Origin of the sequence: Actinomadura meyerae, assembly GCF_900188445.1 — a bacterium.
Taxonomy (GTDB): domain Bacteria; phylum Actinomycetota; class Actinomycetes; order Streptosporangiales; family Streptosporangiaceae; genus Spirillospora; species Spirillospora meyerae.
The window spans coordinates 125,026-148,602 of the sequence record NZ_FZOR01000018.1; the positions used below are offsets into that span (position 1 = coordinate 125,026).

General features: G+C 73.6%; 22 protein-coding genes. 6 read left to right on the forward strand and 16 right to left on the reverse strand.

The window, feature by feature from the left end:
- Positions 1–2: 2 nt before the first annotated feature.
- From CHF16_RS19820 to CHF16_RS19835, 4 genes are read right to left on the reverse strand one after another with little or no spacing between them, the layout of a single operon-like run.
- Entirely contained in the window at positions 3–2,573 is a 2,571-nt protein-coding gene (locus tag CHF16_RS19820; RefSeq protein WP_245868848.1) for a CHAT domain-containing protein, read from the reverse strand.
- Complete coding sequence (locus tag CHF16_RS19825) at positions 2,570–3,019, reverse strand: hypothetical protein (RefSeq protein WP_089327554.1); 450 nt, start codon at positions 3,017–3,019, stop codon at positions 2,570–2,572. The genes CHF16_RS19820 and CHF16_RS19825 overlap by 4 nt, the downstream gene beginning before the upstream one ends.
- Positions 3,016–3,546: an RNA polymerase sigma factor gene (locus CHF16_RS19830; RefSeq protein ID WP_089327555.1), complete on the reverse strand. Its 531-nt coding sequence runs from the start codon at positions 3,544–3,546 to the stop codon at positions 3,016–3,018. Before CHF16_RS19830 ends, CHF16_RS19825 begins: the two co-directional genes overlap by 4 nt.
- A gap of 38 nt (positions 3,547–3,584) precedes the next feature.
- Positions 3,585–4,796: a S8 family peptidase gene (locus tag CHF16_RS19835; protein WP_089327556.1), complete on the reverse strand. Its 1,212-nt coding sequence runs from the start codon at positions 4,794–4,796 to the stop codon at positions 3,585–3,587.
- 358 nt (positions 4,797–5,154) lie between these two features.
- On the opposite strand from CHF16_RS19835, the gene CHF16_RS19840 reads away from it, so the two are divergent.
- Positions 5,155–5,649: a DUF3145 domain-containing protein gene (locus CHF16_RS19840; protein WP_089327557.1), complete on the forward strand. Its 495-nt coding sequence runs from the start codon at positions 5,155–5,157 to the stop codon at positions 5,647–5,649.
- A gap of 267 nt (positions 5,650–5,916) precedes the next feature.
- Here the strand turns inward: CHF16_RS19840 and CHF16_RS19845 are convergent, their stop codons facing one another.
- The 10 genes from CHF16_RS19845 to CHF16_RS19890 all read right to left on the reverse strand — a co-directional run bounded on the left by CHF16_RS19845 (position 5,917) and on the right by CHF16_RS19890 (position 16,331).
- Positions 5,917–7,224: a beta-ketoacyl-[acyl-carrier-protein] synthase family protein gene (locus tag CHF16_RS19845; RefSeq protein ID WP_089327558.1), complete on the reverse strand. Its 1,308-nt coding sequence runs from the start codon at positions 7,222–7,224 to the stop codon at positions 5,917–5,919.
- An 89-nt stretch (positions 7,225–7,313) separates the two neighbouring features.
- Positions 7,314–7,568 carry an acyl carrier protein gene (locus CHF16_RS19850; RefSeq protein WP_089327559.1) on the reverse strand — a complete coding sequence of 85 codons (255 nt, stop codon included), beginning with the start codon at positions 7,566–7,568 and terminating at the stop codon, positions 7,314–7,316.
- A gap of 56 nt (positions 7,569–7,624) precedes the next feature.
- Positions 7,625–8,593: a beta-ketoacyl-ACP synthase III gene (locus CHF16_RS19855; RefSeq protein ID WP_089327560.1), complete on the reverse strand. Its 969-nt coding sequence runs from the start codon at positions 8,591–8,593 to the stop codon at positions 7,625–7,627.
- The gene (locus CHF16_RS19860; RefSeq protein ID WP_089327590.1) at positions 8,590–9,519 is read right to left on the reverse strand and encodes an ACP S-malonyltransferase; all 930 of its coding nucleotides are present in this window, start codon (positions 9,517–9,519) and stop codon (positions 8,590–8,592) included. Before CHF16_RS19860 ends, CHF16_RS19855 begins: the two co-directional genes overlap by 4 nt.
- A gap of 126 nt (positions 9,520–9,645) precedes the next feature.
- Positions 9,646–10,827: a PucR family transcriptional regulator gene (locus tag CHF16_RS19865; RefSeq protein WP_245868852.1), complete on the reverse strand. Its 1,182-nt coding sequence runs from the start codon at positions 10,825–10,827 to the stop codon at positions 9,646–9,648.
- A gap of 101 nt (positions 10,828–10,928) precedes the next feature.
- Positions 10,929–11,957: an alpha/beta hydrolase gene (locus tag CHF16_RS19870; protein ID WP_089327561.1), complete on the reverse strand. Its 1,029-nt coding sequence runs from the start codon at positions 11,955–11,957 to the stop codon at positions 10,929–10,931.
- Between the two features lie 11 nt (positions 11,958–11,968).
- Positions 11,969–13,159 carry an acyltransferase family protein gene (locus CHF16_RS19875; RefSeq protein ID WP_143228058.1) on the reverse strand — a complete coding sequence of 397 codons (1,191 nt, stop codon included), beginning with the start codon at positions 13,157–13,159 and terminating at the stop codon, positions 11,969–11,971.
- Entirely contained in the window at positions 13,152–14,204 is a 1,053-nt protein-coding gene (locus CHF16_RS19880) for an alpha/beta hydrolase (protein WP_089327563.1), read from the reverse strand. Before CHF16_RS19880 ends, CHF16_RS19875 begins: the two co-directional genes overlap by 8 nt.
- Positions 14,205–14,349: 145 nt before the next feature.
- A complete protein-coding gene (locus tag CHF16_RS19885) occupies positions 14,350–15,015 on the reverse strand; it encodes a response regulator (protein ID WP_089327564.1) in 666 nt (221 codons plus the stop codon).
- The gene (locus tag CHF16_RS19890; RefSeq protein ID WP_089327565.1) at positions 15,012–16,331 is read right to left on the reverse strand and encodes a sensor histidine kinase; all 1,320 of its coding nucleotides are present in this window, start codon (positions 16,329–16,331) and stop codon (positions 15,012–15,014) included. Before CHF16_RS19890 ends, CHF16_RS19885 begins: the two co-directional genes overlap by 4 nt.
- An 84-nt stretch (positions 16,332–16,415) precedes the next feature.
- Here CHF16_RS19890 and CHF16_RS19895 point away from each other — a divergent pair, with 84 nt between their 5' ends.
- Positions 16,416–17,444 (forward strand): PHP domain-containing protein, encoded by a 1,029-nt coding sequence (locus CHF16_RS19895; protein WP_218826743.1) that lies wholly within the window; start codon positions 16,416–16,418, stop codon positions 17,442–17,444.
- A gap of 138 nt (positions 17,445–17,582) precedes the next feature.
- Here CHF16_RS19895 and CHF16_RS19900 read toward each other — a convergent pair whose 3' ends face one another.
- Both CHF16_RS19900 and CHF16_RS19905 read right to left on the reverse strand, forming a co-directional pair.
- Positions 17,583–18,596 (reverse strand): extracellular catalytic domain type 2 short-chain-length polyhydroxyalkanoate depolymerase, encoded by a 1,014-nt coding sequence (locus CHF16_RS19900; protein ID WP_089327567.1) that lies wholly within the window; start codon positions 18,594–18,596, stop codon positions 17,583–17,585.
- 45 nt (positions 18,597–18,641) lie between these two features.
- The gene (locus CHF16_RS19905; protein ID WP_089327568.1) at positions 18,642–20,000 is read right to left on the reverse strand and encodes an alpha/beta hydrolase family protein; all 1,359 of its coding nucleotides are present in this window, start codon (positions 19,998–20,000) and stop codon (positions 18,642–18,644) included.
- A gap of 260 nt (positions 20,001–20,260) precedes the next feature.
- Between CHF16_RS19905 and CHF16_RS19910 the strand changes: the two genes are divergently transcribed.
- The 4 genes from CHF16_RS19910 to CHF16_RS19925 all read left to right on the forward strand — a co-directional run.
- On the forward strand, positions 20,261–21,034 hold the full coding sequence (locus CHF16_RS19910) for an ABC transporter ATP-binding protein (RefSeq protein WP_089327569.1): 774 nt from the start codon (positions 20,261–20,263) through the stop codon (positions 21,032–21,034).
- The gene (locus CHF16_RS19915; protein ID WP_179271602.1) at positions 21,021–21,797 is read left to right on the forward strand and encodes an ABC transporter ATP-binding protein; all 777 of its coding nucleotides are present in this window, start codon (positions 21,021–21,023) and stop codon (positions 21,795–21,797) included. The genes CHF16_RS19910 and CHF16_RS19915 overlap by 14 nt, the downstream gene beginning before the upstream one ends.
- Positions 21,798–21,808: 11 nt before the next feature.
- Positions 21,809–23,047 (forward strand): ABC transporter substrate-binding protein, encoded by a 1,239-nt coding sequence (locus CHF16_RS19920; RefSeq protein ID WP_089327570.1) that lies wholly within the window; start codon positions 21,809–21,811, stop codon positions 23,045–23,047.
- Between the two features lie 12 nt (positions 23,048–23,059).
- Positions 23,060–23,577: branched-chain amino acid ABC transporter permease (locus CHF16_RS19925; RefSeq protein ID WP_143228059.1), on the forward strand; the 518-nt coding region annotated here is incomplete at its 3' end.

Sequence of the window (23,577 nt, forward strand, 5' to 3'; positions counted from 1 at the left end):
TCTCACCCCGCGCCCATCGCCAGGAAGCCGGTGGTGGCCGGGGTGCGGGGGAGCGCGGCGAGGGCCTCGGACGGGCGGCGGCCGGACGCCACGGCGGCGTGGAAGGCCGCCATGAACTCCGGCGTCGCCTCGTCGCGGACGGGCGTGACGCTGGCGATCACCGCGGCGGTGCCGAGGGCGAGGAGCGCGCCCGCCATGCCGAGGACGGCGTCGCCCTCCCCGGCGCGGCCGATGTCGCAGGCCGACAGCACGACCAGGCGCGGCGGTGCCGCCAGCTCGTCGAGGTCGTGCACCATCAGCGGGCCGTCGGCGAGGCGCAGCCGCGAGAACAGGGCGTTGCCCTCGCGGAACTCCCCGTGGGCGGCGATGTGGGCGAGGGACGCGCCGGCGAGCGCGTCCCGGACGGTCTCCGCGCGCGCTTGCGCGCCCGTGAGGACGAGTGCCTGCGGGTGGAGGCGCTGGAGGTCGGCGATCTCCCGTCCGGCATGACGCAGATCGGGCCCCGCGACGAGCACGGTATGCCCGTCGGAAGGGCCCACCGCGCGGGCTTGGAGCCAGGCGCTCGCGGACGGGACGACCGTGAAGGGGCGTCCGGCCAGCGACGGCAGCGCGGCCCACGGCAGGCCGTGCAGGGCACCGGTCGGGGCGATGACGAGCTCGCGGTCGCCGATGACGGGGTTCAGCGGGGCGAGGAGGAGCCGGTCGAGGCGCTCCGCGGCGCCGGTGAGGGACGCGAGGGCCTGCGGGTCGTCGCGTTCGGCGAGGCGGCGCGCGGCGAAGCGGAGCAGGCCCGTCTCGCGGCCCGCGCCGTCGCACGGCCCCAGCGGATGGCGGTGGGCCACGCCGTCCGCGACGGTGACGGCGTGCAGCCCGCCGCCGGCCGCGACCAGCTCGACGAGGACCCGGTCGCCGAGCGCCGCGTCGATCTCGTCGATCTCGTCGATCTCGTCGGCCCCGGCGGCCCCGGCGGTGTGCGGCGGCGCGGCCCCGGACGGGCGGCGCCGCGTCCGCGACCGGATCCGCGCTTCGAGGGCCTCCAGCTCCGGCGCGAGCGCGGACGGCCCGCCGCCGCGCGCGGTGTCGGCCGTGTGGTCGATGCTCAGCGCGCGGAGGGCGGCCAGCGCGGCGGCGCGCTCGGGGTCGGCGGGCGGGCGGACCCGCACCGGGCGCGCGATCGCCCGGCGCCGCTCCTCGACGGCGAGCAGCTCCCGCGCCGAGCGGGCCAGGCCGAGGCCGAGCCCGGCGAGCTCGGCGGCGAACCCCGCCGCGCGGGCGCGCAGGTCGAGCGCGCCCAGCACCTCGACGTGCTCCTCGGTCACCCGCAGCCCCGCGTCGACGGCCGCGACGGCGCCCTCGCGGTCGTGCCGCGCGGCGCGTTCGAGGGCGAGGGCGTGCCACGCGGCGATGCGGGTGGACGCGCGGCCCCGCGACCGCGCCACGGAGGACAGCAGGTGCCCGGCGGGCCTGCCCAGCTCCAGCGCCACGCGCGCCGCCACGATCCGGGCCTCGTCGGCGGCGTCGGCCCAGCCGCCGCCCTCCAGCCGGTCGGCGGTCGCCGCCGCGGAGCGCAGCAGGACCGCGGAGCGTTCACCGGACGCCCATCTGGCCCTGAGCAGGGCGTGCTCGGCCAGCAGCATCCAGCCCGTGCGCTCCTGCTCGGCGAACATGGTGCGGGCGTGCTCGGCCGCTGCGGTGGCGTCCTCGGGGTTGCCGCCGGCGAGTTCGGCATGGGCGAGGAGCAGGAAACCGTCCGCGACATCGCACCCGTACCCGTTCGCCATGGCCGCGTCCAAGGCGGCGGTCAGGACGGGACGGGCCTCGTCGGGCAGACCCGCCGCGATGAGGGTCTCCGCTTGGTCCAACCGGCACTGCGCCAGACGTTCACCGGTCAGGCCCGGTTCGGCCTCTGCGAACAGCCGGAGCGCGCGCGGGGCGTCACCGCGCCGCGACACCGCGAAGGCCAGGTTGCCCTTCGCCATGGCCGTCTGATGGCGCAGCCCCGCGGCCTCACCCACCGCGACGGCCTCCGCCAGAGCCTCCTCAGCGCCGTCGTAGTCACCACGGAAGGCGCGAGCGAGACCCAGGTTGGTGAGGAGGCCGTTCAGCGCGGCGGGGTCGTGGCCTTCGCGTAACCGGGGGAGTGCGGCCTCGGCTACCGCATGGGCCTCCTCCAGCCGTCCGGCCCGGGCCAGGGCGCATGCCTTGTTCGCGGCGAGCCTGTCCGCGTCACGGCCGTGCAGGGCGGGCTGCGCCTCATCCGCGTGGGCGAGGGCCTCACTGACATCACCGCGCGCCGTGAGAAGCCCGACGAGGTTCATCCGCACCTGCGCGGCCGCGTACCCCTCGGCGAGGCGCAGAGCGCGCTCCAGGTGGGCGATGCCCTCGTCCAGGCGCCCCAGCTCCTTGGCCGCCAGACCCGCGACCCGGAGCGCGAGGACATCGCCGGCGTCACCGTCCAGCAGCTCCCGCGCCCGCGCCGCCGCGGCCGCCGGGTCGGTCGCCGCCAACGCCAGCAGCGCCCGCTCGTCCCGCCCCGTCACTCGTCGCGCGCCGTCGCCCGTCCGCCCCGTCACAGGTGGATCCAGCTCGTCACGATCGAGGAGCCGTCCTCCAGCCGGAACACGAGGCTGACCAGCCCCTCGGGCACGTGCGGGACGCAGAACAGCCCGGCCGGCTCGGTCCGCGCGCTGACCCCCTCCGGCGGCAGGTCCCGGTGGCGGACCTCGATGAGGGCGGGCGCGGACGGGACGAGCCGCCCGGTGATCTCCCGCTCCCGGCCGTGCTCGGCCACCTCGATCTCCACCTCCCGTCCGGGGCAGGTGAACGTCAGCGTCCGCCCCGCCCCGCCGCGTACCCCGGCCGGCGTCCGGCCGGCGCGGTCGTGCGCCAGCTCCGCCAGCGCCGCCGCCGGGAGCCGCCACGCGATCGACGCGCGCGCGGCCGCCAGCACGTCCGGCGGCACCGGGTCCAGGACCTCGAAGGCGTCCCGGATCCCCGACATCAGCTCGTCGTCGTTCACGGGACGAGCCTCCGCAGCGCCTCCAGGCAGCGCGCCCGGGTCGGCGCCACGCTGCCGACCGGGATGCCGAGCGCGGCGGCCAGCTCGGCGTGCGTCGGCGCCAGCGCGAACAGCCGCAGCAGCGTCCGGCAGCGGTGCGGCAGCGTGTCGAGCGCGGTGCCGACCCGGCCGAGCCGGTCGCGGTCGACGACGATCCGCTCGGGGCCCGGCTCCGGCTCCGGCCGCCGGGGCGCCGGCACCAGCGGCGCGTCGCGGCCCTTGCGCCGCACCAGCCGCAGGCTCTCGTTGCGCGCCGTCGTGGCCAGCCAGCAGCCGGTCGCCGCCGGGTCGCGCAGGCCGTCGATCCGCTCCACCAGCCGCAGCCACGTCGTCTGCACCACGTCGCCCGCGTCGGCGTCGTTCAGCCCGTGCGAGCGGGCGATCGACCACAGCAGCGCGCTGTGCCGCTCGACCAGCCGCGCCCACGCGTCACCGTCGCCCGCGCGCGCCCGGACCACCAGCTCGTCCGTCCCGTCCTTGTGGGCCACTGAAGTCTCCTTCCGAGGCCCCCCGCTGCCTGTTGACCCTATGCCATCGCGCACTGACTGTCAGTATCCTTCTGCGAGTCGATGATGACGCCGAGGCCCGCGCGGACCGGGTGCGCCGCCGGGTCGAGGACGCGGTCGGCCGCCGCGACCGCGTCGAGGCCCGCCGCGCCCGCGACCCCGGCGATCCGGCCCGCGACCACCGGCGCCGCGAACGACGTCCCGCTCCATGTCGCGTACCCCTCGAACCGGTCGGGGTCGATGCCGCGCACCGGCGGCCGCGGCCCGTCGAACGAGACGAACGTGCTGCCGACGCCGACGCCCTGCGCGCACGCGTCGACCCACCAGCCGTGGTTGGAGAACCAGGCGCGGTCGTCCCCGTCGAGCGCGCCGACGCCGACGACCGGCTTCATCGCGGCCGGCCAGAACGGGCGGTCGGTCGCCGCGTTCCCCGCGCACGCCACCACGACCGTCCGGCGGCCGAGCGCCGCGACCGCCTCGGCGACCACCGGGGACGGGCGGTCGTCGTAGGTGTGGCAGCCGAGGGAGAGGTTCACCACGTCGGCGCCGCCCGACGCGGCGAGCCCGGCGAGCGCGCGGATCACGTCGAGTTCGTCGCCGACCCCGTCGCCGCCGAGTACCCGGCGGGCCCGCAGCCGCGCCGCCGGCGCCTGCGCCAGCACCACGCCCGCGACGAACGTGCCGTGGCCGGCCTGCGCGTCCAGCGCGTAGTCGAGGTCGGCGTCCAGGACCTCGGCGTCCTCCGCGCGCTGCTCCCGGTACCAGCCGGCGCCCGTCCACCAGGGGTGCGGCGCCAGGCCGGTGTCGAGGATCGCGACCGTCACCTCCCGCCGCGCCTCGGCCGGTCCGGGTGCGGGCACGGGCGCGGCCGGACGGGGCAGGTCGGCCGGCCCGCTCCACCACATCGGCTGGCCGAGGACGAGGTGGTTCGGCGCCGCGCTCAGCCGCCGGGACCGCGCACCGCCACCCGTCCCGCCCGCCGCGAGCACGGCCGCGACCTCGCACACGTCCACCTTCGCGGGGGCGCGCAGCCGCAGCCGGGAGACGCCGTGCTCGTCGTGCCGCGCGTCGGACCAGCGGCGCAGGACGTCCTCGGCCGCGCCCGCGTCCCGCCCGGCGACGAGGATCTCGTCCCGGCGGACCAGTGCCGGACGGCCCGGCAGCGGCTCCACCACCGCCGCGCCGGGGTGCCGCGCGAGCACCCGCTCCAGCCGTGCCTGTTGGTCGAACATCCGCCCTCGCTCTCACCATGCCGTTCGGGATACGGGCCGCCTCTCGCGCACATGGTGCCGGATCGGCGACGTTCCGTCACGAGAAATCAACGGAAAGTGCCCGGCGTCCGGTGCGCGGGGGCGTCCGGCGGCGGCCATGCCGGGTTGCGCGCTTTCATCGCGGACCGCTCCCCGAGGGCCTACTCTGGTCGGTCGGACCCGGTGAACGGCGGCCATCGCGCGGTCAAGTGTTCGATAAACCCGGAACTCACGGTGGTGCCAGACGGGCCGATGATGCACAATGAGGGACGCGGACGCCGACTTGGGACGTACGAGGCCGTAGGGGAAGACGAGCCTCGGTACAGATCCAGGAGGTCCGGTGACCGCACGTGGCGTCTTTTACGTCCACTCCGCGCCGCCTGCGCTGAGCCCGCACATCGAGTGGGCCGCCGCAGGTGTTCTCGGTGTGCCCGTTTCCCTTGAATGGGCGGACCAGGCGGCCGCGCCGGGAACGCTGCGCGCCGAGCTGCATTGGGAGGGCAAGCCCGGCACCGCCGCGGGCATCACCTCCGCGCTGCGCAATTGGAAGCTCGTGCGGTTCGAGGCCACCGAGGACCCCACGCCCGGCACCGACGGGGTCCGGTTCAGCTTCACCCCGTCCCTCGGTGTCTTCTCCGGCATCATCGGGGCGAACGGCGACATCCTCGTCCCCGAGGACCGGCTCCGCGCCGTCATGGCGAACGCGGCGGTCGGCAAGGCCAACCTCGAGCACGAGCTCGAGCGCCTCCTCGGCACGCCGTGGGACAACGAGCTGGAGCCCTTCCGCCGGGCCGGCGACGGCGCCCCCGTCCGCTGGCTGCACGCCGCCGTGTGAGCCCCGCCGGTCCGCGCGCCGCCTTCCGGGCGCGGGCCGGCCGGAGCGTGCCCGCCCCGCAACGCGCACGCCCCGCCGCGCCCCGCCCGATCCGCGGCCGGACCCGCCGGGCGCGCTGAACCGGCCGGTGGACGGACGCGCTGGACCGGCCGGGCACGCGACGGCCCGGTAACGCGCGAACGGCCCGGTGACGCGGGAACGGCCCGGTCACATGCGAACGGCCCGGTGAGCGGTGCGCTCACCGGGCCGTCGTTCGTCGCGTGCGGGTCAGAGGGCCCGCTGGAAGGCGACCGACACGTTGTGGCCACCGAAGCCGAACGAGTTGTTCAGCGCCGCCGCGGGACCGTCGGAGATCTTGCGCGGCTCGTCCCGGACGATGTCCAGGTCGGCCTCCTCGTCGAGGTCCTCCAGGTTGGCGACGAAGGGGATGAGCCCCTCCTTCAGCGCGAGGATGGTGAACACCGACTCCAGGGCGCCGGCGCCGCCGAGCAGGTGCCCGGTCATCGACTTGGTGGCGGTGACGGCCACCTGGCGGGCGGCCTCCTCGCCGAGGCCCGCCTTGATGGAGGCGAGCTCGGCCACGTCGCCGGCCGGCGTGGAGGTGGCGTGCGCGTTGATGTGCACGATGTCGGCGGGCTCCAGCCCGGCGTCCTTCAGCGCGCGCTGCATCGCCTTGGCCTGCCCGGCGCCGCTCGGGTCCGGCAGGACGATGTCGTAGGCGTCGCCGGAGTAGCCGCAGCCGGCCGCGATGCCGTGGAGGCGGGCGCCGCGGGCGCGGGCGTGCTCCTCCGACTCCAGGATCAGCGCCGCGGCGCCCTCGCCGAGGACGAACCCGTCGCGGTTCTTGTCGTAGGGGCGGGACGCGCGCTCCGGCGCGTCGTTGCGGGTCGACATCGCGCGCATGGCGCCGAACGACGCCATCTGCAGCGGGTGGATGCACGACTCGGTGCCGCCGCAGATCACCACGTCGGCGCGGCCCGCGCGGATCATGTCGATGGCGTAGCCGACGGCCTCGCCGCTGGACGCGCAGGCGCTGACCAGGGCGTGCGAGCCGGCCATCGCGCCGAACTCGATCCCGACGTGCCCGGAGGCGCCGTTCGGCATCAGCATCGGGACGGTGAAGGGCGAGACCCGCGACCAGCCCTTCTCGCGGTAGACGTCGTAGCTGTTGAGGGCGGTGTGCAGGCCGCCGATGCCGCTGGAGAACACGACGCCGAGGCGCTCGCCGTCGACGGTGTGTCCGCCCTCGACGCCGGCCTTGTCCATGCCCTTCTGCGGCTTGCCGCCGGTGGACGGTGCGAACCCCGCGTCGGCCCAGGCCTCCCGCGCGGCGATCAGCGCGATCGCCTGGTTGCGGTCGAGGCGGCGCATCGCCTGCCGCGGCAGGACCTCGTCCGGCTGGACCTTCAGCGTCGCCGCGAACTGGACCGGTAGCTCGTCGACGCCCTCCCAGTCCAGTCTCCGGACCCCGGACTCTCCGGCGAGCAGGGCGGACCAGGTCGACGGCAGGTCTCCGCCGAGAGGGGTCGTTGCACCGAGACCGGTCACCACGACCCTGGTCTGGCTCTTGCTCATACTGGATGCTCCTTGCGGACTGGGAGGGGGAGAGAGGGACCGGGCGCGCCGCCGCCCGGCCGGGCCGGCGGCGCGCCCTTCCCGAGGTACTAGCCCTGCAGGTTCTGGACGAAGTTGACGACGTCCTTGACCGTCTTCAGGTTGCGGAGCTCGTCGTCGGGGATCTCGACGCCGAACTGGTCCTGCGCGGCCACGGCGATCTCCACCATCGACAGCGAGTCGATGTCGAGGTCGTCGATGAAGTTCTTCTCGGGGGTCACCTCGGCCTTGTCGATGCCGACGATGTCGTCGATGATCTCGGCGAGGCCGTCCAGGATCTGCTGTTCGGTGGCTGCGACTGCCATGGTTCTGCGTTCTCCTTCGGTGGGTTGGTCCAGGCCCTGCGGGCAGGCGTGACGGCCTACGGGATCTGGATGACTTGGGCAGCGTAGGACAGTCCGGCGCCGAACCCGACCAGCAGGGCCGGGGCACCGGACGGCACGTCGCCGCGTTCGATCATGCGGGAGAGCGCCAGCGGGATGGAGGCGCCCGAGGTGTTGCCGGAGTGGACGATGTCGTCGGCCACGACGGCGTTGGTCGCCTTCACCTTGCGGGCGATGGCCTCGATGATGCGCAGGTTCGCCTGGTGCGGGACGACGGCGGCGAGGTCCTCCGGCTTGATCCCGGCGCGCTCGCAGGCCTGCAGCGCGACCGGGGCGATGGCGGTGGTGGCCCAGCGGAACACCGCCTGCCCCTCCTGCCGGATGAACGACTTCCGGTCGTCGATGATGATCTTGTCGTACTTGTCCCCGGCGCTGCCCCACACCACCGGGCCGATGCCGGGCGAGTCGCTGCGGCCGACGACCGCGGCGCCCGCGCCGTCGGCGAAGATGATGCAGGTGGAGCGGTCGGTCCAGTCGACCCACTGGGACATCTTCTCGGAGCCGATCACCAGCACGTTGCGGGCGCTGCCCGCCTGGACGGCGGCACTGGCGGTCGCGAGGGCGTAGCAGAAGCCGGCGCAGGCGGCGTTCAGGTCGAACGCGCCGGGCGCGTCGATGCCGAGGCGGTGCGCGACGATCGCGGCGTGGCTCGGCATCGGCGACTCCGCCGAGCAGGTCGCGAGGATCACCAGGTCGATGTCGGACGGGTCGAGCCCGCTGCCCGCGAGGGCCTTGCCGCCCGCGTGCACGGCCAGCTCGACGATGCCCTCGTCGTCGCCGGCGATGTGCCGCTCGGCGATGCCGACGCGGCTGCGGATCCACTCGTCGTTGGTGTCGACGGTCTCGGCCAGCTCGTCGTTGGTGACGACGCGGGCCGGGCGGTAGTCGCCGAAGGCGAGGACGCGGGCGCCGGCGGTCGGCGCGGGGATCGTGAGCCCGGCGGTCATGACGCGTCCGCCTCGATGAGCTCGCGGGCCTTGCCGAGGTCGTCGGGTGTCTTCAGGGCCACCAGCGGGACGCCCTTCAGCTCGCGCCGGGCGAGCCCGGTGAGGGTCCCGGCGGGCGGCAGCTCGATGATGCCGGTGACGCCGATCTCGCGCATCGTCTCCATGCACGCGTCCCAGCGGACGGGCGCGCTGACCTGGTCGACGAGCCGCGCGACGAAGTCGCCGCCGCCGGTGACGACGGCGCCGTCGCGGTTCTGCAGCAGCGTGGTCCGCGGGTCGGCGGCGCGCACGCCGGCGGTGAGGCGGCGGAGCGTGTCGACGGCGGGCTCCATGTGCTCGGTGTGGAAGGCGCCCGCGACCGACAGCGGCCGCAGCCGCGCCTTGGCGGGCGGCTCGTCGGCGAACCGCGCGAGCCGTTCCGTCGTCCCGGCGGCGACGACCTGGCCGGCGCCGTTGACGTTCGCGGGGGTGAGCCCGTGCTTGTCGATGGAGGCGAGCACCTCGTCGGCGTCGCCGCCGAGCACCGCGGTCATCCCGGTCTCGGTGATCGCGGCGGCCTCGGCCATCGCCCGGCCCCGCTCCCGGACGAGGACCAGCGCGGTCTCGGGCGTCAGGACCCCGGCGATCGCGGCGGCGGCGAGCTCGCCGACGCTGTGCCCGGCGACCGCGCCGGGGACGGGGTCCCGGTCGCCGTCATTCTCGTAGAGCACCTCGTATGCGGCGAGCGCGGCGGCGACCAGCAGCGGCTGGGCCACGGCGGTGTCGCGGATCTCCTCGGCGTCCGCCTCCGTCCCGTACCTGACCAGGTCGAGCCCTGTGACGGCCGACCACCAGGCGAGACGGTCGGCCACTCCGGGTATCTCTAGCCATGGCTGCAGGAAGCCGGGGGTCTGGGCGCCCTGGCCGGGCGATGCGAGGAGAATCACAGCGTCCAGCATTCCGTCAATGTCCGGTGACCTCGATACCGATCAGCACGAACTTTGGTCGGACCCCTTTGTACGACCCCTACAACCTCCGTAGTCACGCTAAGCGGGTAGGGGTTCGCCAGGAAGTCAGCCGTGGGCGGAGCGGGTCTCGAACCGGCCGAGGACCAGGGCGATGCGGAGGGTGAAGGCGTTGCGGCCGTCGGTCGGCGCCAGCCCGGTCAGCTCGGTGACGCGGCGCAGCCGGTACCGGACGGTGTTGGGGTGAACGAACAGCAGCCGCGCGGTCGCCTCCAGCGACGACCCCTGTTCGAGGTAGGTGGTGAGCGTGTCGAGCAGGGGCGCGCCGGCGGCGAGCATCGGGTTGTAGACGCTGTCCACCAGGTAGCGGCGCGCGTCGTCGTCGCCGTCCAGGGCGCGTTCGGGCAGCAGTTCCGTCGCGTGCACGGGACGGGGCGCGTCGGGCCATCCGGCGGCGGCGCGCAGTCCGGCGACGGCGGCCTGCGCGGAGTGGGTGGACTCGTAGAGGTCGGCGACCTGCGGGCCGACGACGACGGGCCCGGGGCCGCACTTGGCGGCGATGGGCCGGGCCGCCTCGACGGGGTCGATGTCGCCGCCGACGATGACGATGACCCGGTGGCCCTGCACACCGGCCAGCACGTCGGCGCGCGCGCGGCGCGCGGCCAACTGCATCTGGTCGATGGTGACCTCGGGCTCCTCGTCTTCGGGGGTGAACCCCGCGATGACGGTGACGGGCTTGGACGTCCAGCCGAGGGCGGCGGCCCACGAGTGCATGCCGTCGTCGACTTCGCCGCGCAGCACCGCGTTGACGACGAGGGCCTCAAGCCGGGCGTCCCAGGCGGCGCGCGTCTCGGCGGCGCGCGCGTAGACCTGCGCGGCGCCGAACGCCACGTCGCGCGTGTAGCGCAGGATGGCCTCGCGGAGCTGGGCCTCGCCGCCGGGTGCGGCCAGCTCGTCCAGCCGGGTCTCCACCACCTCGATGATGACGCGGATCATGTCGATGGTGTGGTGCAGCTTGATGGAGCGCAGCAGCTCGCGGGGGGCGGTGCCGAACACCTCCCCGGCGATGGCCGGGCGCGTCCGCTCGTCGTTCTTGAACCACTCGACGAACGCGGCGATGCCCGCCTGCGCGACGAGGCCGATCCAGGACCGCTGGTCGGCCGGCATGCGCCGGAACCAGGGGAGCTGCTCCTCCATGCTCGCCAGCGCGGCGGTGCCGAACGTCCCCATCGCCTTCTCCAGGCGCTGGGTGGTCTGGTCGCGGATCTCGGCCTCGCTTGCGGTGTCCACCACCCTAGGGTGCCACTACGCCGGTGATGACCTGGCCCCGCCCACCCGACGAGCCATCCGGCGAGCCACCCGACGAGCCACCCGACGGGCCATCCGACGCGTCAGCCGCGCGTGACCGCGGACGCGCGCCCGAGGGCGATGCCGGTGAGGTTGCGCAGCGGGGCGGAGCCGGGCGCGAGGTAGTCGCTGTGCCCGCCGGATCCGGCGTCGAAGACCCGCGCGCCGAACTCGGGGGAGACCGGGTCCGGGCCGAGGCCGATGCCGAGGAAGCGCACGTGGGGGACCTCTTCCATCCAGTCGGACGTGCCGCGCCCCGCCCAGACGCGGGCCGAGCGGCTCAGCGTGGCGGCCGACCATGCCGACGTGCCGGGACTGCCGTAGAGGGCGATGTCGGTGACCTGGCGCCAGGACGGGCTCTTGGGCGCGTCCAGGGCCGCACGGCCGCACACCACCGAACCGTAGCTGTGGCAGAGCAGGCCCACGGTCGCGCTGGGGTTGACCCGATGCAGGCCCTTCATGAAGTGGCGCAGCTTCCCGGCGCCTTCGGCGGCCCGGCCGTCGGTGAGGACATCACTGCTGAACGTCTTGGGCGCCGCGTAGCCGAGCCAGGCGACGACCGCCAGTTCAGGGTCCGGCGATATGGAGCGCGCCTGCGCGTAGACGGCGCGCGCGCCGCCGCCCGGAGTCGACCACGGCTTGCCGCCGCGCGTGTCGAACGCGGACAGCGTGGTGTCGGCGCCGGGGACGAGTACCGCGACCCGCCGCGCCCTGGCGATGTCGCCGACGACCTCGACGGCGCGCCCGCCGCCGCGCGGGTCGAAGTAGAGGAAGCGGCGTCCGGGCTGGAGGAACGCGCCGAGCGCCTTGCGGCGGTCGGTGTCGCCGACATCCTGCGCCGTCTTCAGCGCCTCCTCGATGGCGCCGCGTTCGGCGGCGTACCGGACGTCCAGCGTCGAGGGGGCCAGTTCGGGGACGGGCACGGGCGCGGCGTAGGGGTCGGCGTGCCCGGTCCCGGCCGTCGTCAGCATGAGCACGGCAGTGGACGCGGCACCGGCCAGCGCCGTGCGCAGACGCCGCGCGCGCGGTCGGCGGACGTGCGTCGTTCCCGGCGTCGTGGCGTTCGGCGGCATCGTGCGTATGTCTACCATCCAGGGTGGGTGCGGCGGCGCGGCGCGGGTCCGGCCCGGTCTGTCTCGAACCGGTCTGTCTCGAACCGGCCTGTCTCGAACCGGCCTGTCACGGTGCGGAGCACGACCAGCACGGCCGCGAAGGCGGCCAGCCACGGCAGCCGCATCATGATCCACTCCGGGCCGCCGGGGGCCGTGTGCACTCCCTGCAGGTTACCCAACGTGAGCAGGGTCACCACGGTGACGGCCATCAGCGCGGTCTGGTGCCACAGGTAGACCGTCATCGCGGAGACGCCCGACGCGTCGAGCAGCGCGCGCACCCGGGCGTGTCGCGTCCAGCGGGTGAGGGGCCCGTGCAGCAGCACGGCGAGGCCCGTCTGGGCGAGGCCGAACGCGACGGCCGCGAGCGTCGGCGGGCTGAGGTTGGAGACCGCGGCGCCCGGCACGCCGACCATGCTCGCCGGATACCCGGCGAGCAGCACGAGCAGCGCGGTCGCGGCCGTGCCGCCGACCAGCAGCGCGAACCCGGAGCGGCGGGAGCGCAGTGCGCCGCGCGCCCAGCCGGTGCCGAGGTAGAACGGCAGCAGCCAGGCGGTGAGGACGGTGGCCCAACCCGTCCACCCTGGCGTGTCGAGCGCGAAGCGGCCGAGGTCGATCGCGGCGGTCGCCGCGACGAGGAGCGCGGCGCCGCGCCAACCGAACCGGTCCCAGGCGGACGCGACCAGCGGGCCGCATGCCGTCAGCACCGCGTACACGCAGAGGAACCACAGCGGGCTGAGGACCAGCTCGACCATCGTCCGCACCGTGCCGGACGAGAACCCCGCCCACCGCAGGGCGGCGGCGGCCGGGATCCACGCGAGGGCCAGGACGGGCAGCGGCCGCGCGAACCGGGTCAGGCGCCGCCGCATCAGCGTCCCCCACGCCTCGCCGGGGCGCCGCGACTTCGCCGCCGCGTAACCGCCGACCAGGAAGAACACGGCGAGCGTCTGGAAGACCCAGGAGATCGGGGCGAGGTAGGGCATCGCCTTCAGCGGGCTGGTGACGTGCAGGTCGCGGCCCGAGGGGCCCGCGACTAACGCGGTGACCAGCCAGTGGCCGAGGACGACGCCCAGGATGGCGAGTACGCGCAGCGCGTCCACCGCATGGTCGCGCTCCGGCACTGGAGCGAGACGGACGATCGCCTCTCCCGGTCGCGCGTCAAGCATGGACGGCCCCCGCACGGATGGCCCCCGCGTGGCCGGCCTCTGCGGTGTGGCCGAGGGCGATGAGGGTGAGGTTGCGCAGCGCGCGCGAGCCGGGCTTGAGGTAGGCGCTGTGCGGGCCGGTGCCGGCGTCGAACCGGAGTGCGCCGAAGCGCGGCGAGACGGGGTCCGTGCCGAAGCCGAGCCCTGCGAAGTGGACGTTGGGCACGTAGCGCATCCAGTCGCCCTTGGAACGGCCCGCCCACACGCGCGCGGACGTCCCGAGGTCGGAGGCCGTGTCCACCGTCGTGCCGGGGCTGCCGAAGACCGCGATGTCGTCCACGGGAAGCGGCGCCAGATGCGGGGCGGCCTTCGCGCAGACCACCGAGCCGTAGCTGTGGCAGAGCAACGCGAACCGCGCGTGCCCGTTCACCTGGTGGATACCGCTGAGGAACCGTTCCAGCCCGCGCGCGCCGTCCTCCGCCCGGCTGCTCGTGAGGACGGCCGTGCTCAGCGTGGAGGGCGAGTCGTAGCCGAGCCAGGCGATGACCGCGAACCGCGAAAGCGGAACGTCGGCGCGGGCTTCATGGCCGCGCGCTTCCTGAGCACGGGCCTGCTGGGCATGGGCTTCCTGGGCACGGGCTGCCTGGGCACGGGCCTCCTGATAGAGGGCTCGGCTGCCGCCGCCGACGAACTTGGGGGAGTCGTAGTTGGCCAGCGTGTTGTCAGCGCCGGGGATGACGACGGCGATGCGGTCGGCGTGCTCCAGGTCGCCGATGACTTCGACGGCTCGTCCAGATCCGCGCGGGTCGAAGGCAAGGAATCGTCTGCCCGGTGTGAGGAACGCGGACAGCGCGCGCGCCCGGTCCTCATCGTGGACGCGTTCCGCCGTGGTCAGCGCCCGCCCGATGTCCCGCCCGGTGGCCTGGTATCGGGCGGCCAAGGCCGATGCGGACAGCGCGGGCAACGGCCCGGGGGCTTCGTACGGGTCGGCGGGCACCGCCGCGGGGGCCACCGAGCCCGCCGCGAGCAGCGAGACGGCGGAGAGAGACTGGCGCACACCCGGCATCGGGCCCGTCCTTCCTGGTCAGTGGTTCGCAGCACTGACCAGGAAGGTAGAAATCAGGCACCCGGACGGGGATCCATCGGCGGAGCCGTCTTGCGGCCTGCCACCGCGGTCCGACGGAGTGCCTCCCAGGTATCACACCGGGGGGTCAGTCGCCGGGCCTGACGAGCCCGACCTCGTAGGCGTAGACGATCGCCTGCGGGCGGTCCCGCAGCCCGAGCTTCATCAGGATCCGCCCGAAGTGGGTCTTGACGGTCTGCTCCGCGACGACGAGCTTCGCGGCGATCTCCCCGTTGGACAGGCCCCGCGCCACCAGAGTCAGGACCTCGGTCTCCCGCTCGGTCAGCTCCTCCAGCCGCCGGCGGGACGGGGCGCGCGGCCCGCCGAGCCGGGAGAACTCCGCGATCAGCCGCCGGGTGACCGACGGCGACAGCAGCGCGTCGCCCGCCGCGATGACCCGCACCGCGTCGGCCAGCTCGGACGCGGACGCGTCCTTCAGCAGGAACCCGCTGGCCCCCGCCCGCAGCGCCGCGTAGACGTAGTCGTCCAGGTCGAACGTCGTCAGCATCAGGACCTTCGGGACGGCACCGGACGTCCCCGAGAGGAGCCGGCGGGTCGCCTCCAGGCCGTCCATCACCGGCATGCGGACGTCCATCATCACCACGTCCGGGGACAGCTCCGCGATGGTCCGCAGCCCCTCCTCGCCGTTCACCGCCTCGCCGACGACCTCGATGTCCGGCTGGGCGTTCAGCAGCACGCCGAACCCGGCGCGCACCATGCCCTGGTCGTCGACGATCACGACCCGGATCGTCACGTCGCCTCCCGCGCCCTCAGCGGCAGCGTGGCGGTCACGGCGAATCCTCCCTCGGCGGTGGGGCGGGCGGTCAGCTCGCCGCCCAGCGCGGCGGCCCGCTCCCGCATCCCGACCAGCCCGTGGCCGCCGCCGGGCAGCGGCGTGCCGGGGACCTGGCCGGCGGCGGGCGGGCCGTTCACGACGCCGAGCCACACTAGTCCGTCATCTCGGGACACTTCGACGTCCACCCGGGAACCGGGCGCGTGCCGCATCGCGTTGCTCAGCGCCTCCTGGACGATCCGGAACGCGGTGAGGCCCACGCCCGGCGGCAGCCCGGCGAGGTCGCCGCCGAGCCGCGTCCCGACCCGCAGGCCCGCGCCCCGGGCGTTCGCGACCAGCTCGTCCAGCCGGTCGAGGCCCGGCTGCGGGGCGGTCTCGGCGCCGTCCTCGGCGCGCAGCACGCCGAGGATCCGGCGCAGCTCGGTCAGCGCGTCCAGCGCGGTCGCGCGGATCTCGGCGAGGTCCCGCCGGGTCTCGTCCGGGACGTCCGCCACCTTGTACGGCGCCGCCTCCGCCTGGATCGCGATCATCGACATGTGGTGCGCGACGACGTCGTGCAGCTCCCGCGCGATCCGCTGCCGCTCGGTCAGCACGGCCTCGGCGTCCCGGTGCCGCCGCTCCTGCTCGGCCAGCTCCCGCCGCGACGTGCGCCGCACCCGCACGGCGTAGCCGACCGCCAGCGGCACGAGCAGCAGCATCGACGCGCCCGGCGCCGAGTCCGGGTCCTTGAGCCACACGCCGGTGAACGACAGCAGCGCGACGCCCAGCGTGACGTCCCGCGAGCAGCGCACCGTCACCGTGTACACGCACATGAGCGCCGCGAACGCGCCGCCCTCGGTGTAGGCGATGTCCGGCGGCCACGGGCTCAGCGCCAGCACCGCCATCCCCGCGAAGCTCATCCGCCACGCGCCCAGCGGATGCCGGTCGCGCAGGGCCAGCGGCGCGGTCACCAGCACCGCCAGCAGCAGGGCCGTGCCGTCGCCGGGGTAGCCGGCCTGCTCGGCGCGCACGGGCTCGCGCAGCATCGAGCTGGTCCCGTTGACCATCAGGATCGTGACGAAGAGCCAGAACAGGTTCAGCACCAGCCCGTACGGCAGCCGCCCGATGCCGAGGAACCGCGTCCACCGCAGCCCCGCCGGCCAGGGCCGGTCGAGTGGCGGCGCGGGCTCGGCCCGCCCGGTCGCGACGGCCGCCAGGATCCCGTCGCGCAGCACCGCACGCAGGAGGTTCTGCGCCTTCCCCGTCTCGTCCCCGGCCCCCGTCTCGTCCACGGCCATGGCGACAAGGCTAGATACCGGACGGCCCAGACGGATGAGACCACAGTGGGACACGTCCCGTCATACCTGGGTACGGTGCGAGGCGTGGAGCCCGTCGAAGCGCTGCGCCGCATCGCGTTCCTGCTGGAGCGCGCCCACGAGCCGACCTACCGCGTGCGGGCGTTCCGCACGGCCGCCGACCTCGCCGAGCGGACGCCGCCGGACGAGCTGGCCGGCCGCGCCCGCGACGGGACGCTGACCGCCCTGCCCGGCATCGGCAAGGTCACCGCGCTGGTGATCGAGGAGGCGCTGCGCGGCGAGACCCCCGTCTACCTGCGCCGCCTGGAGGCGACCGAGGGGCAGCCCCTCGACGAGGCCGCCGCCGCGCTCCGCGCCGCGCTGAAGGGCGACCTGCACACCCACAGCGACTGGTCGGACGGCGGCTCGCCCATCCTGGAGATGGCCGAGACCGCGCGCGGCCTCGGGCACGACTACCTCGCGCTGACCGACCACTCCCCGCGCCTGAAGGTGGCCAACGGCCTGTCCGCCGACCGCCTGCGCCGCCAGCTCGACGTCGTCGCGTCGCTGAACGAGGAGCTGGCGCCGTTCCGGATCCTCACCGGGATCGAGGTCGACATCCTGGAGGACGGCACCCTCGACCAGGACCCGGACCTGCTCGAACGCCTCGACGTCGTCGTGGCCAGCGTCCACTCCAAGCTCCGCATGGACCGGGTCGCGATGACGAAGCGCATGGTCGCCGCGATCGCGAACCCGCGGGTGAACGTCCTCGGCCACTGCACCGGCCGGATCGTGAAGGCCGGCGGCAAGCGCGGCGGCCTGCGCCCCGAGTCGGAGTTCGACGCCGCCCTCGTCTTCGACGCGTGCGCCGCCTACGACGTCGCCGTCGAGATCAACTCGCGCCCGGAGCGCCTCGACCCGCCGAAGCGGCTGCTGCGCGTCGCCGCCGAGGCGGGCTGCCGCTTCTCCATCGACTCCGACGCCCACGCACCGGGCCAGCTCGACTGGCAGCCCTTCGGCTGCGAGCGCGCCGCCCGGTGCGGAGTCGAGGCGTCCCAACTCGTCAACACCCTCCCCGCCGACGACCTGGTCACCTGGACCCGCGCCAAACTCTGACGCCCGTCCGCCCGGTTGGCCGTCCGCCGATCCACCCGGTTGGCCGTCCGCCCGTCCGCCCGGCCGGGGCGGCCGGGGCCGGCCGGTCCCGGCTGTGACAGGCCGAGACCGGCCGGCGCGGTCCGCGGTGAGTGCGGGTCAGCCGCCGAGGGCGTGGACCATGCGCATGATGGTCTCGATCTGCTTGCCGCCCTTCATGTCGTAGGCGGTGTCGCCGCCGTAGCCCCACCAGTTCCAGCAGCCCTGCGGGTTGCCGCCCGTCCAGCTCGACGCGGTCGCCTGCGGGTACAGGACGATCGTCGCGTTGGTGTCGGCGTACTCGTTGAGGTAGGTCTTCGTCGCGAACGTGGTGCCGACGAGGCTGCGGCCCTGCTGGCATCCGTGCAGCGCGACCATCAGCCGGCACGTGCCCGATTCGCATGCGCTCGGGACGTAGGCGTAGCCCTTGCCGTCCATGCTGATGGACGAGGCGCTGCCGTTCGGGGCGTAGGCGTTCTGGTCGAACTCCATGAGCGTCCCGCCCGGCGTGGACGCGGGCGGCGCCACGCTGCCGTACAGGTGCGCGAGCATCGCGCCTTCAGGGTCGTCGCCGCACGAGTTGATGTAGGGCGTGTAGGTCGCCGAGCACGGGTTGGGGCCGATGGGGCTCACCCACGCGTGCCCCGCCGGGGACGTCTTGTTGTAGGAGACGGCGGCCCCGAAATCGCGGTGGAAACCGGCGAGCCCGTCGTTCACCGACTGCTTGACCGTGATGTCGTTCGTCCCGTGGTAGATCCAGACTGGATGCCCCGCCAGGTTCGCCACAGAGTCGATGCGCCCCTGCGCCGCCCGGTCGCGGGCCGTGCGCTCCAGCTCCGCCGGGTTGTCGTCGTACAGGTCGTTCATGCACGCGAGCTGCGCGGTGACCACGCTCCCGCGGGCGCAGTGGTAGGGGCCCGCGCTGAAGATGCCGGCGCCCTTGAACGTCCCCGAGTAGGCGACGTGCAGCTGGTCCGCCATGTATCCGCCGGATGAGATCCCGCTGACGTAGGAGGCGCTGATGGTGTGCTGCGGGAGCGTTGCGGGAAGCGGCGCGGCGGCCGCGGACGGGGCGGCGGTGGCCGCCGTGAGGGCGAGTGCCGCGGCGGCGGCGAGGATCGGGGTGGGTTTCATGACACGAGACCTCCTCGGTTCCGGTGTCAGGTGAGGCTTCCGGTGTCAGGAGAGGGAGCAGGTGTTGACGAGGTCGCCGGACGCCGGGCGGGCGAGCGTCGCGCTCCGCGGCGGGGGCGTGCCGTTCCGCGTCCAGGATTCGAGGGCCGTGAAGGCGGTGCGCATGCACGGGAGGAGGGGGCGGAGGCGGTCGGGGTAGGTGTCGTAAAGGCCGTCGGTGTGGTTGGCGGCCTCCAGCCGGTAGTAGCGGTAAGGGGCCTTTCCTCGGGCGCGGACGAGTTTCGCGTAGACGTCGGAGTCGGTGCCGATCGGCAGGAGCGAGTCGTAGGTTCCCTGGAGGGTTATCAGGGGTTTGCGGATCCGGCCGGTGAGGGAGACGCGGGCCACGGCGCGATGGACTTCCTTCGGGCGGGCGGCGTAGTTGTAATCGGCTTCCGGGCCGGTGTAGGCGGGGTCGAACTCCTCGCGGTAGATGCGCTGGGTGAGTTCCCAGTAGACCTGGTCGTGGAACGGCCAGAGGAACTCCGAGCCGGGCGCCAGGCCCGCTTTCAGCAGCGCCTTGTGCGCGGACGGGTCGCCGGTCGCCGCGTAGGACGGGTAGGCGCGCAGGATGGACGGCAGGTAGGTGAACAGGTTGGGGCCGCCGGCGCGCCAGAGCGTGCCTTCGGCGTCGATGCCGCCGTCGTAGAGTTCCGGCCGGTTCTCCAACTGCCAGCGGACGAGGTAGCCGCCGTTGGAGATGCCCGCCGCGTAGGTGCGGCCGGGGGCGCGTCCGTAGTGCTGCGCGACGGTCTTCTTCGCGGCGCGGGTGAGCTCGGTCAGGCGGTGGTTCCATTCGGCGATGGCGTCGCCGGGGCGGCGGCCGTCCTGGTAGAACTCCGTGCCGCTGTTGCCCTTGTCGGTCGCGGCGTAGGCGTAGCCCTTGCCGAGTGCCCAGTCGGAGATGGTGACGTCGTTGGCGTACTGGCGGCGGTTGCCGGGAGAGCCCGCGACGACGAGGCCGCCGTTCCAGTGGTCGGGCAGGCGGATGACGAACTGCGCGTCGTGGTTCCAGCCGTGGTTGGTGTTGAAGGCGGAGTCGTCCGGGAAGTAGCCGTCGAGCTGGACGCCGGGGACGCCTGATGGGTTGCGCGTCCCGGCGGCGTGCAGGCCGGCGAAGTCGGCCGGGACGGTGTGCCCGGAGGCGACCGTCCCGGCGGTGGTGAGGTCGGCCAGGCGGGCGGACACCAGCTTCTCGGCGCCCGGAACGGTGAGCGCGCGTTCCGGCGCGCGTTCCGGTGCGCCTCCCGGGGCGTGTCCAGGTGCGCGTTCCTGCGTCTGGGCGGAGGCCGCGGGTGCGGCGAGGGCCGCGACGAGCGCGCCGGCGGCGAGGCCGGCGGTCAGGGCGGCGGTGCGGACGGGCATTCCGGCTCCTCGGATCGGCGTCGGGTCGTCCGCCATGGTGGGCACCCGTTGTGACCGCGACCACGTGGCGCGTCCACATAACGGCGGAGGTCGCCATGTGCGGGCCGCGCTGACCTGCGCGTGATGTGGATCACGGCCGTATCGGCCGGTCGGAATATGGTGGCCGCTCACATGGTCCGGCCGACGGGCGCGACCTAGCGTTCCCGGTCACGAGGGCCCGGTGTGTCTCGGGTCACCTTAGACGAGTTTGGGGAGGGCGCATGGGCGACTCCGGCCCGCGGGGCCCGGTGCTGGAAGCGCGGGGTCTGGTCCGGGAGTTCCGCGGTTTCCGTGCCGTGGACGGTGTGGACCTGGATGTGGGGGAGGGGTCGGTGCATGCGCTGGTGGGGCCGAACGGTGCGGGCAAGACGACGTTGTTCAACCTGCTGACGGGGTTCTTGAAGCCGTCGTCGGGGAGTGTGCGGCTGGGGCGGCATGAGCTGGCGGGGCGGAGTCCGGAGGCGATCGCGCGGCTGGGTGTGGCGCGCTCGTTCCAGATCACCAGCCTGTTCGCCGAGCTGACACCCCGGCAGCACGTGGAGCTGGCGCTGGCCGGCCGGAGCGGCCTCGGCTGGAAGTTCTGGCGCTCCGACGCCGCGCTCGGACGGTACTCCGACCGTGCCGCCGAACTGCTGGACCAGGTCGGGCTGAGCGAGCACGGCGACATCGCGGCGGGTGCGCTCGCCTACGGCCGCAAGCGCGCCCTCGAACTGGCGCTGGCGCTCGCGCTGGACCCCAAGGTGCTGCTGCTGGACGAGCCGACCGCCGGCATGGGCGTGGAAGACGTCGGCCGGACGGTCGAGCTCATCAAGAAGGTGCGCGCGGGGCGGACGGTCGTCCTGGTCGAGCACAACATGAGTGTGGTGGCGAGCCTGGCGGACCGGGTGACGGTGCTTCAGCACGGTCGGGTTCTGGTCGAGGGGCCGTATGCCGAGATCCGTCATGACCCGCGTGTGGTCACGGCCTACCTGGGAGACTCGCATGCTGCGCGTTGACGGACTGTCGGCCTGGTACGGCGAAGCGCAGGCGCTCCGCGATGTGTCCCTGCACGTGGACCAGGGCGAGATCGTGACGCTCGTCGGACGCAACGGCGCCGGCAAGACCACGCTGCTGCGCTCGCTCATGGGGCTCCACAAGGGGACGTCCGGAACGGTCCAGTTCCTGGACGAGGACATCTCCACCCTGAGCCCGCACAAGCGCGCGCGCCGCGGTCTCGGCTACGTCCCGGACGACCGCGGCATCTTCGCCACGCTGTCGGTGGAAGAGAACCTGACCCTGCCGCCCGTAGGGGGCCGTCCCTCCAAAGCAGGGCCCTCCAAGGACAAGACCTCCAAGGACAAGACCTCCAAAGGCAAGCTTGCTGAAGAGAAGCAGGGCCCGGAGCCGTGGTCGCTGGAGCGGGTGTACGAGACGTTCCCGCGGTTGAAGGAGCGGCGGCGGTTTCCCGGGACGAAGCTGTCGGGCGGTGAGCAGCAGATGCTCGCGCTGGCGCGGGTGCTGCGGACGGGGGCGCGGCTGCTGCTGTGCGACGAGCCGACCGAAGGACTGTCGCCGCTGATCGTCCAGCAGATCGGCGCGATCCTGCGCGAGGTCAAGGCCGCCGGGGTGACCGTCCTGCTCATCGAGCAGAACGTGCACTTCGCCGCGACCGTCGCCGACCGGCACCACCTCCTGGCCGAGGGCCGCATCGTCGAGTCGATGGACAACGACGAGGTCCTCGCCCGTGAAGACGAACTCCTCCAGTACCTCGGAATTTAGGGAGACCCCCCATGAAACTATTGGGACGCTCGGCCGCGATCGCGACCGCCGGAGCGCTGCTGGCCGGCTGCGCGGGCGGTCCCGGCGGGGGCGGGGGCAAGATCAGCGACGACAAGATCGTCCTGGCGGTGCTGACCGACCAGTCCGGCGTCTACGCCGACCTGTCGGGCAAGAACGCCGTCGAGGCGGTGAAGATGGCCGTCGCCGACTTCAAGGCCAAGTACGGCGACAAGGCCGTCACCGAGAACATCGAGGTGGTCTCCGCCGACCACCAGAACAAGCCGGAGATCGCCAACTCCAAGGCGCAGGAGCTCTACGACCGGCAGAAGGCCGACCTGATCGTGGACGTCCCGACCTCGTCCGCCGCGCTCGCGGTCGCGACCGTCGCGAAGAACAAGAAGAAGGTGTTCATCGACGTCGGCGGCGCGACGACGGAGCTGGAAGGGAAGCAGTGCAACAAGTACACCTTCCACTACGGCTACAACAGCTACATGCTCGCCCACGGGACGGGCACTGAGGTCACCAAGGACGGCGCTAAGAACTGGTACATCGTCTACCCCGACTACGCGTTCGGGCAGGACATGCAGAAGACGTTCACGGCCGCCGTGAAGGGCGCGGGCGGGACGGTCGTGAAGAGCGACCCGACGCCGTTCCCGAACGACAACTTCTCCACGTTCCTGCTGAAGGCGCCCGGCCTGGACCCCAAGCCGCAGGTGCTCGGCGCGATGCAGGCCGGCGGTGACCTGGTCAACCTGGTGAAGCAGTACAACGAGTACAAGCTGCGCGACAAGGGCGTGGGTCTCGCGGTGGGGCTGATGTTCCTGACCGACATCCACTCCCTCGGCCCGGACGCCCTCGCGGGGACGTACTTCACCGACTTCTGGTACTGGAACGCCAACGCGGGCAACCGCGCGTGGGCCGACAAGTTCAAGGCCAAGACCGGCACCCGCCCGACGGCCGTCCACGCCGGCGACTACTCGGCGGCGCTCCAGTACCTGGAGGCCGTGCAGCGCGGCGGCACCGACAAGTCCGACGACGTGGTGAAGCAGCTCGAAGGCCACAAGGTCAACGACGTGTTCACCGCCACCGGCACCGTCCGCGCCGAGGACCACCTGCTCGTCCACGACGCCTACATCGCGCAGGTGAAGCCGTCCTCCGAGGTCAAGGAGCCCTGGGACTACGAGAAGATCGTCAAGACGATCCCGGCCGCGGAGGCGTTCCAGCAGCCCGACGCCGCCTGCTCCCTCTGAGGCGGGCCCGACGTGCTGCAACAGGCGTTCAACGGGCTGGTGGGCGGGGCGTTCTACGCCCTGCTCGCCCTCGGCCTGGCCGTCATCTTCGGGATGCTCGGCGTCGTCAACTTCGCCCATGGCGCGTTCTACATGCTGGGTGCGTTCGGGGCGTTCATCGCGCTGGACTCGCTCGGCCTGAACTTCTGGCTGGCGCTGCCGCTCGTCCCCATCGTCCTGGGCGCGCTCGGGGTGGTGCTGGAGCGGTTGTTCATCCGGCGGTTGGCCCCGCTGGATCCCCTCTACAACTTCCTGTTCACCTTTGGGCTGGCCCTCATCCTCCAGGACCTGGTGAAGCGGCAGTACGGCGTGCAGTCGCAACCGTATCCGCGGCCCTCCGCGCTCGACGGCTCGATCAACCTCGGGCTGTTCACCTACCCCGCCTATCAGGTGTTCGTGTTGGTGGTGTCGGTGGTGGTGTGCGGTGGTGTGTGGGTGGTGCTGACGCGGACGCGGGTGGGGATGATCGTGCGGGCGGCGACGGAGAAGCC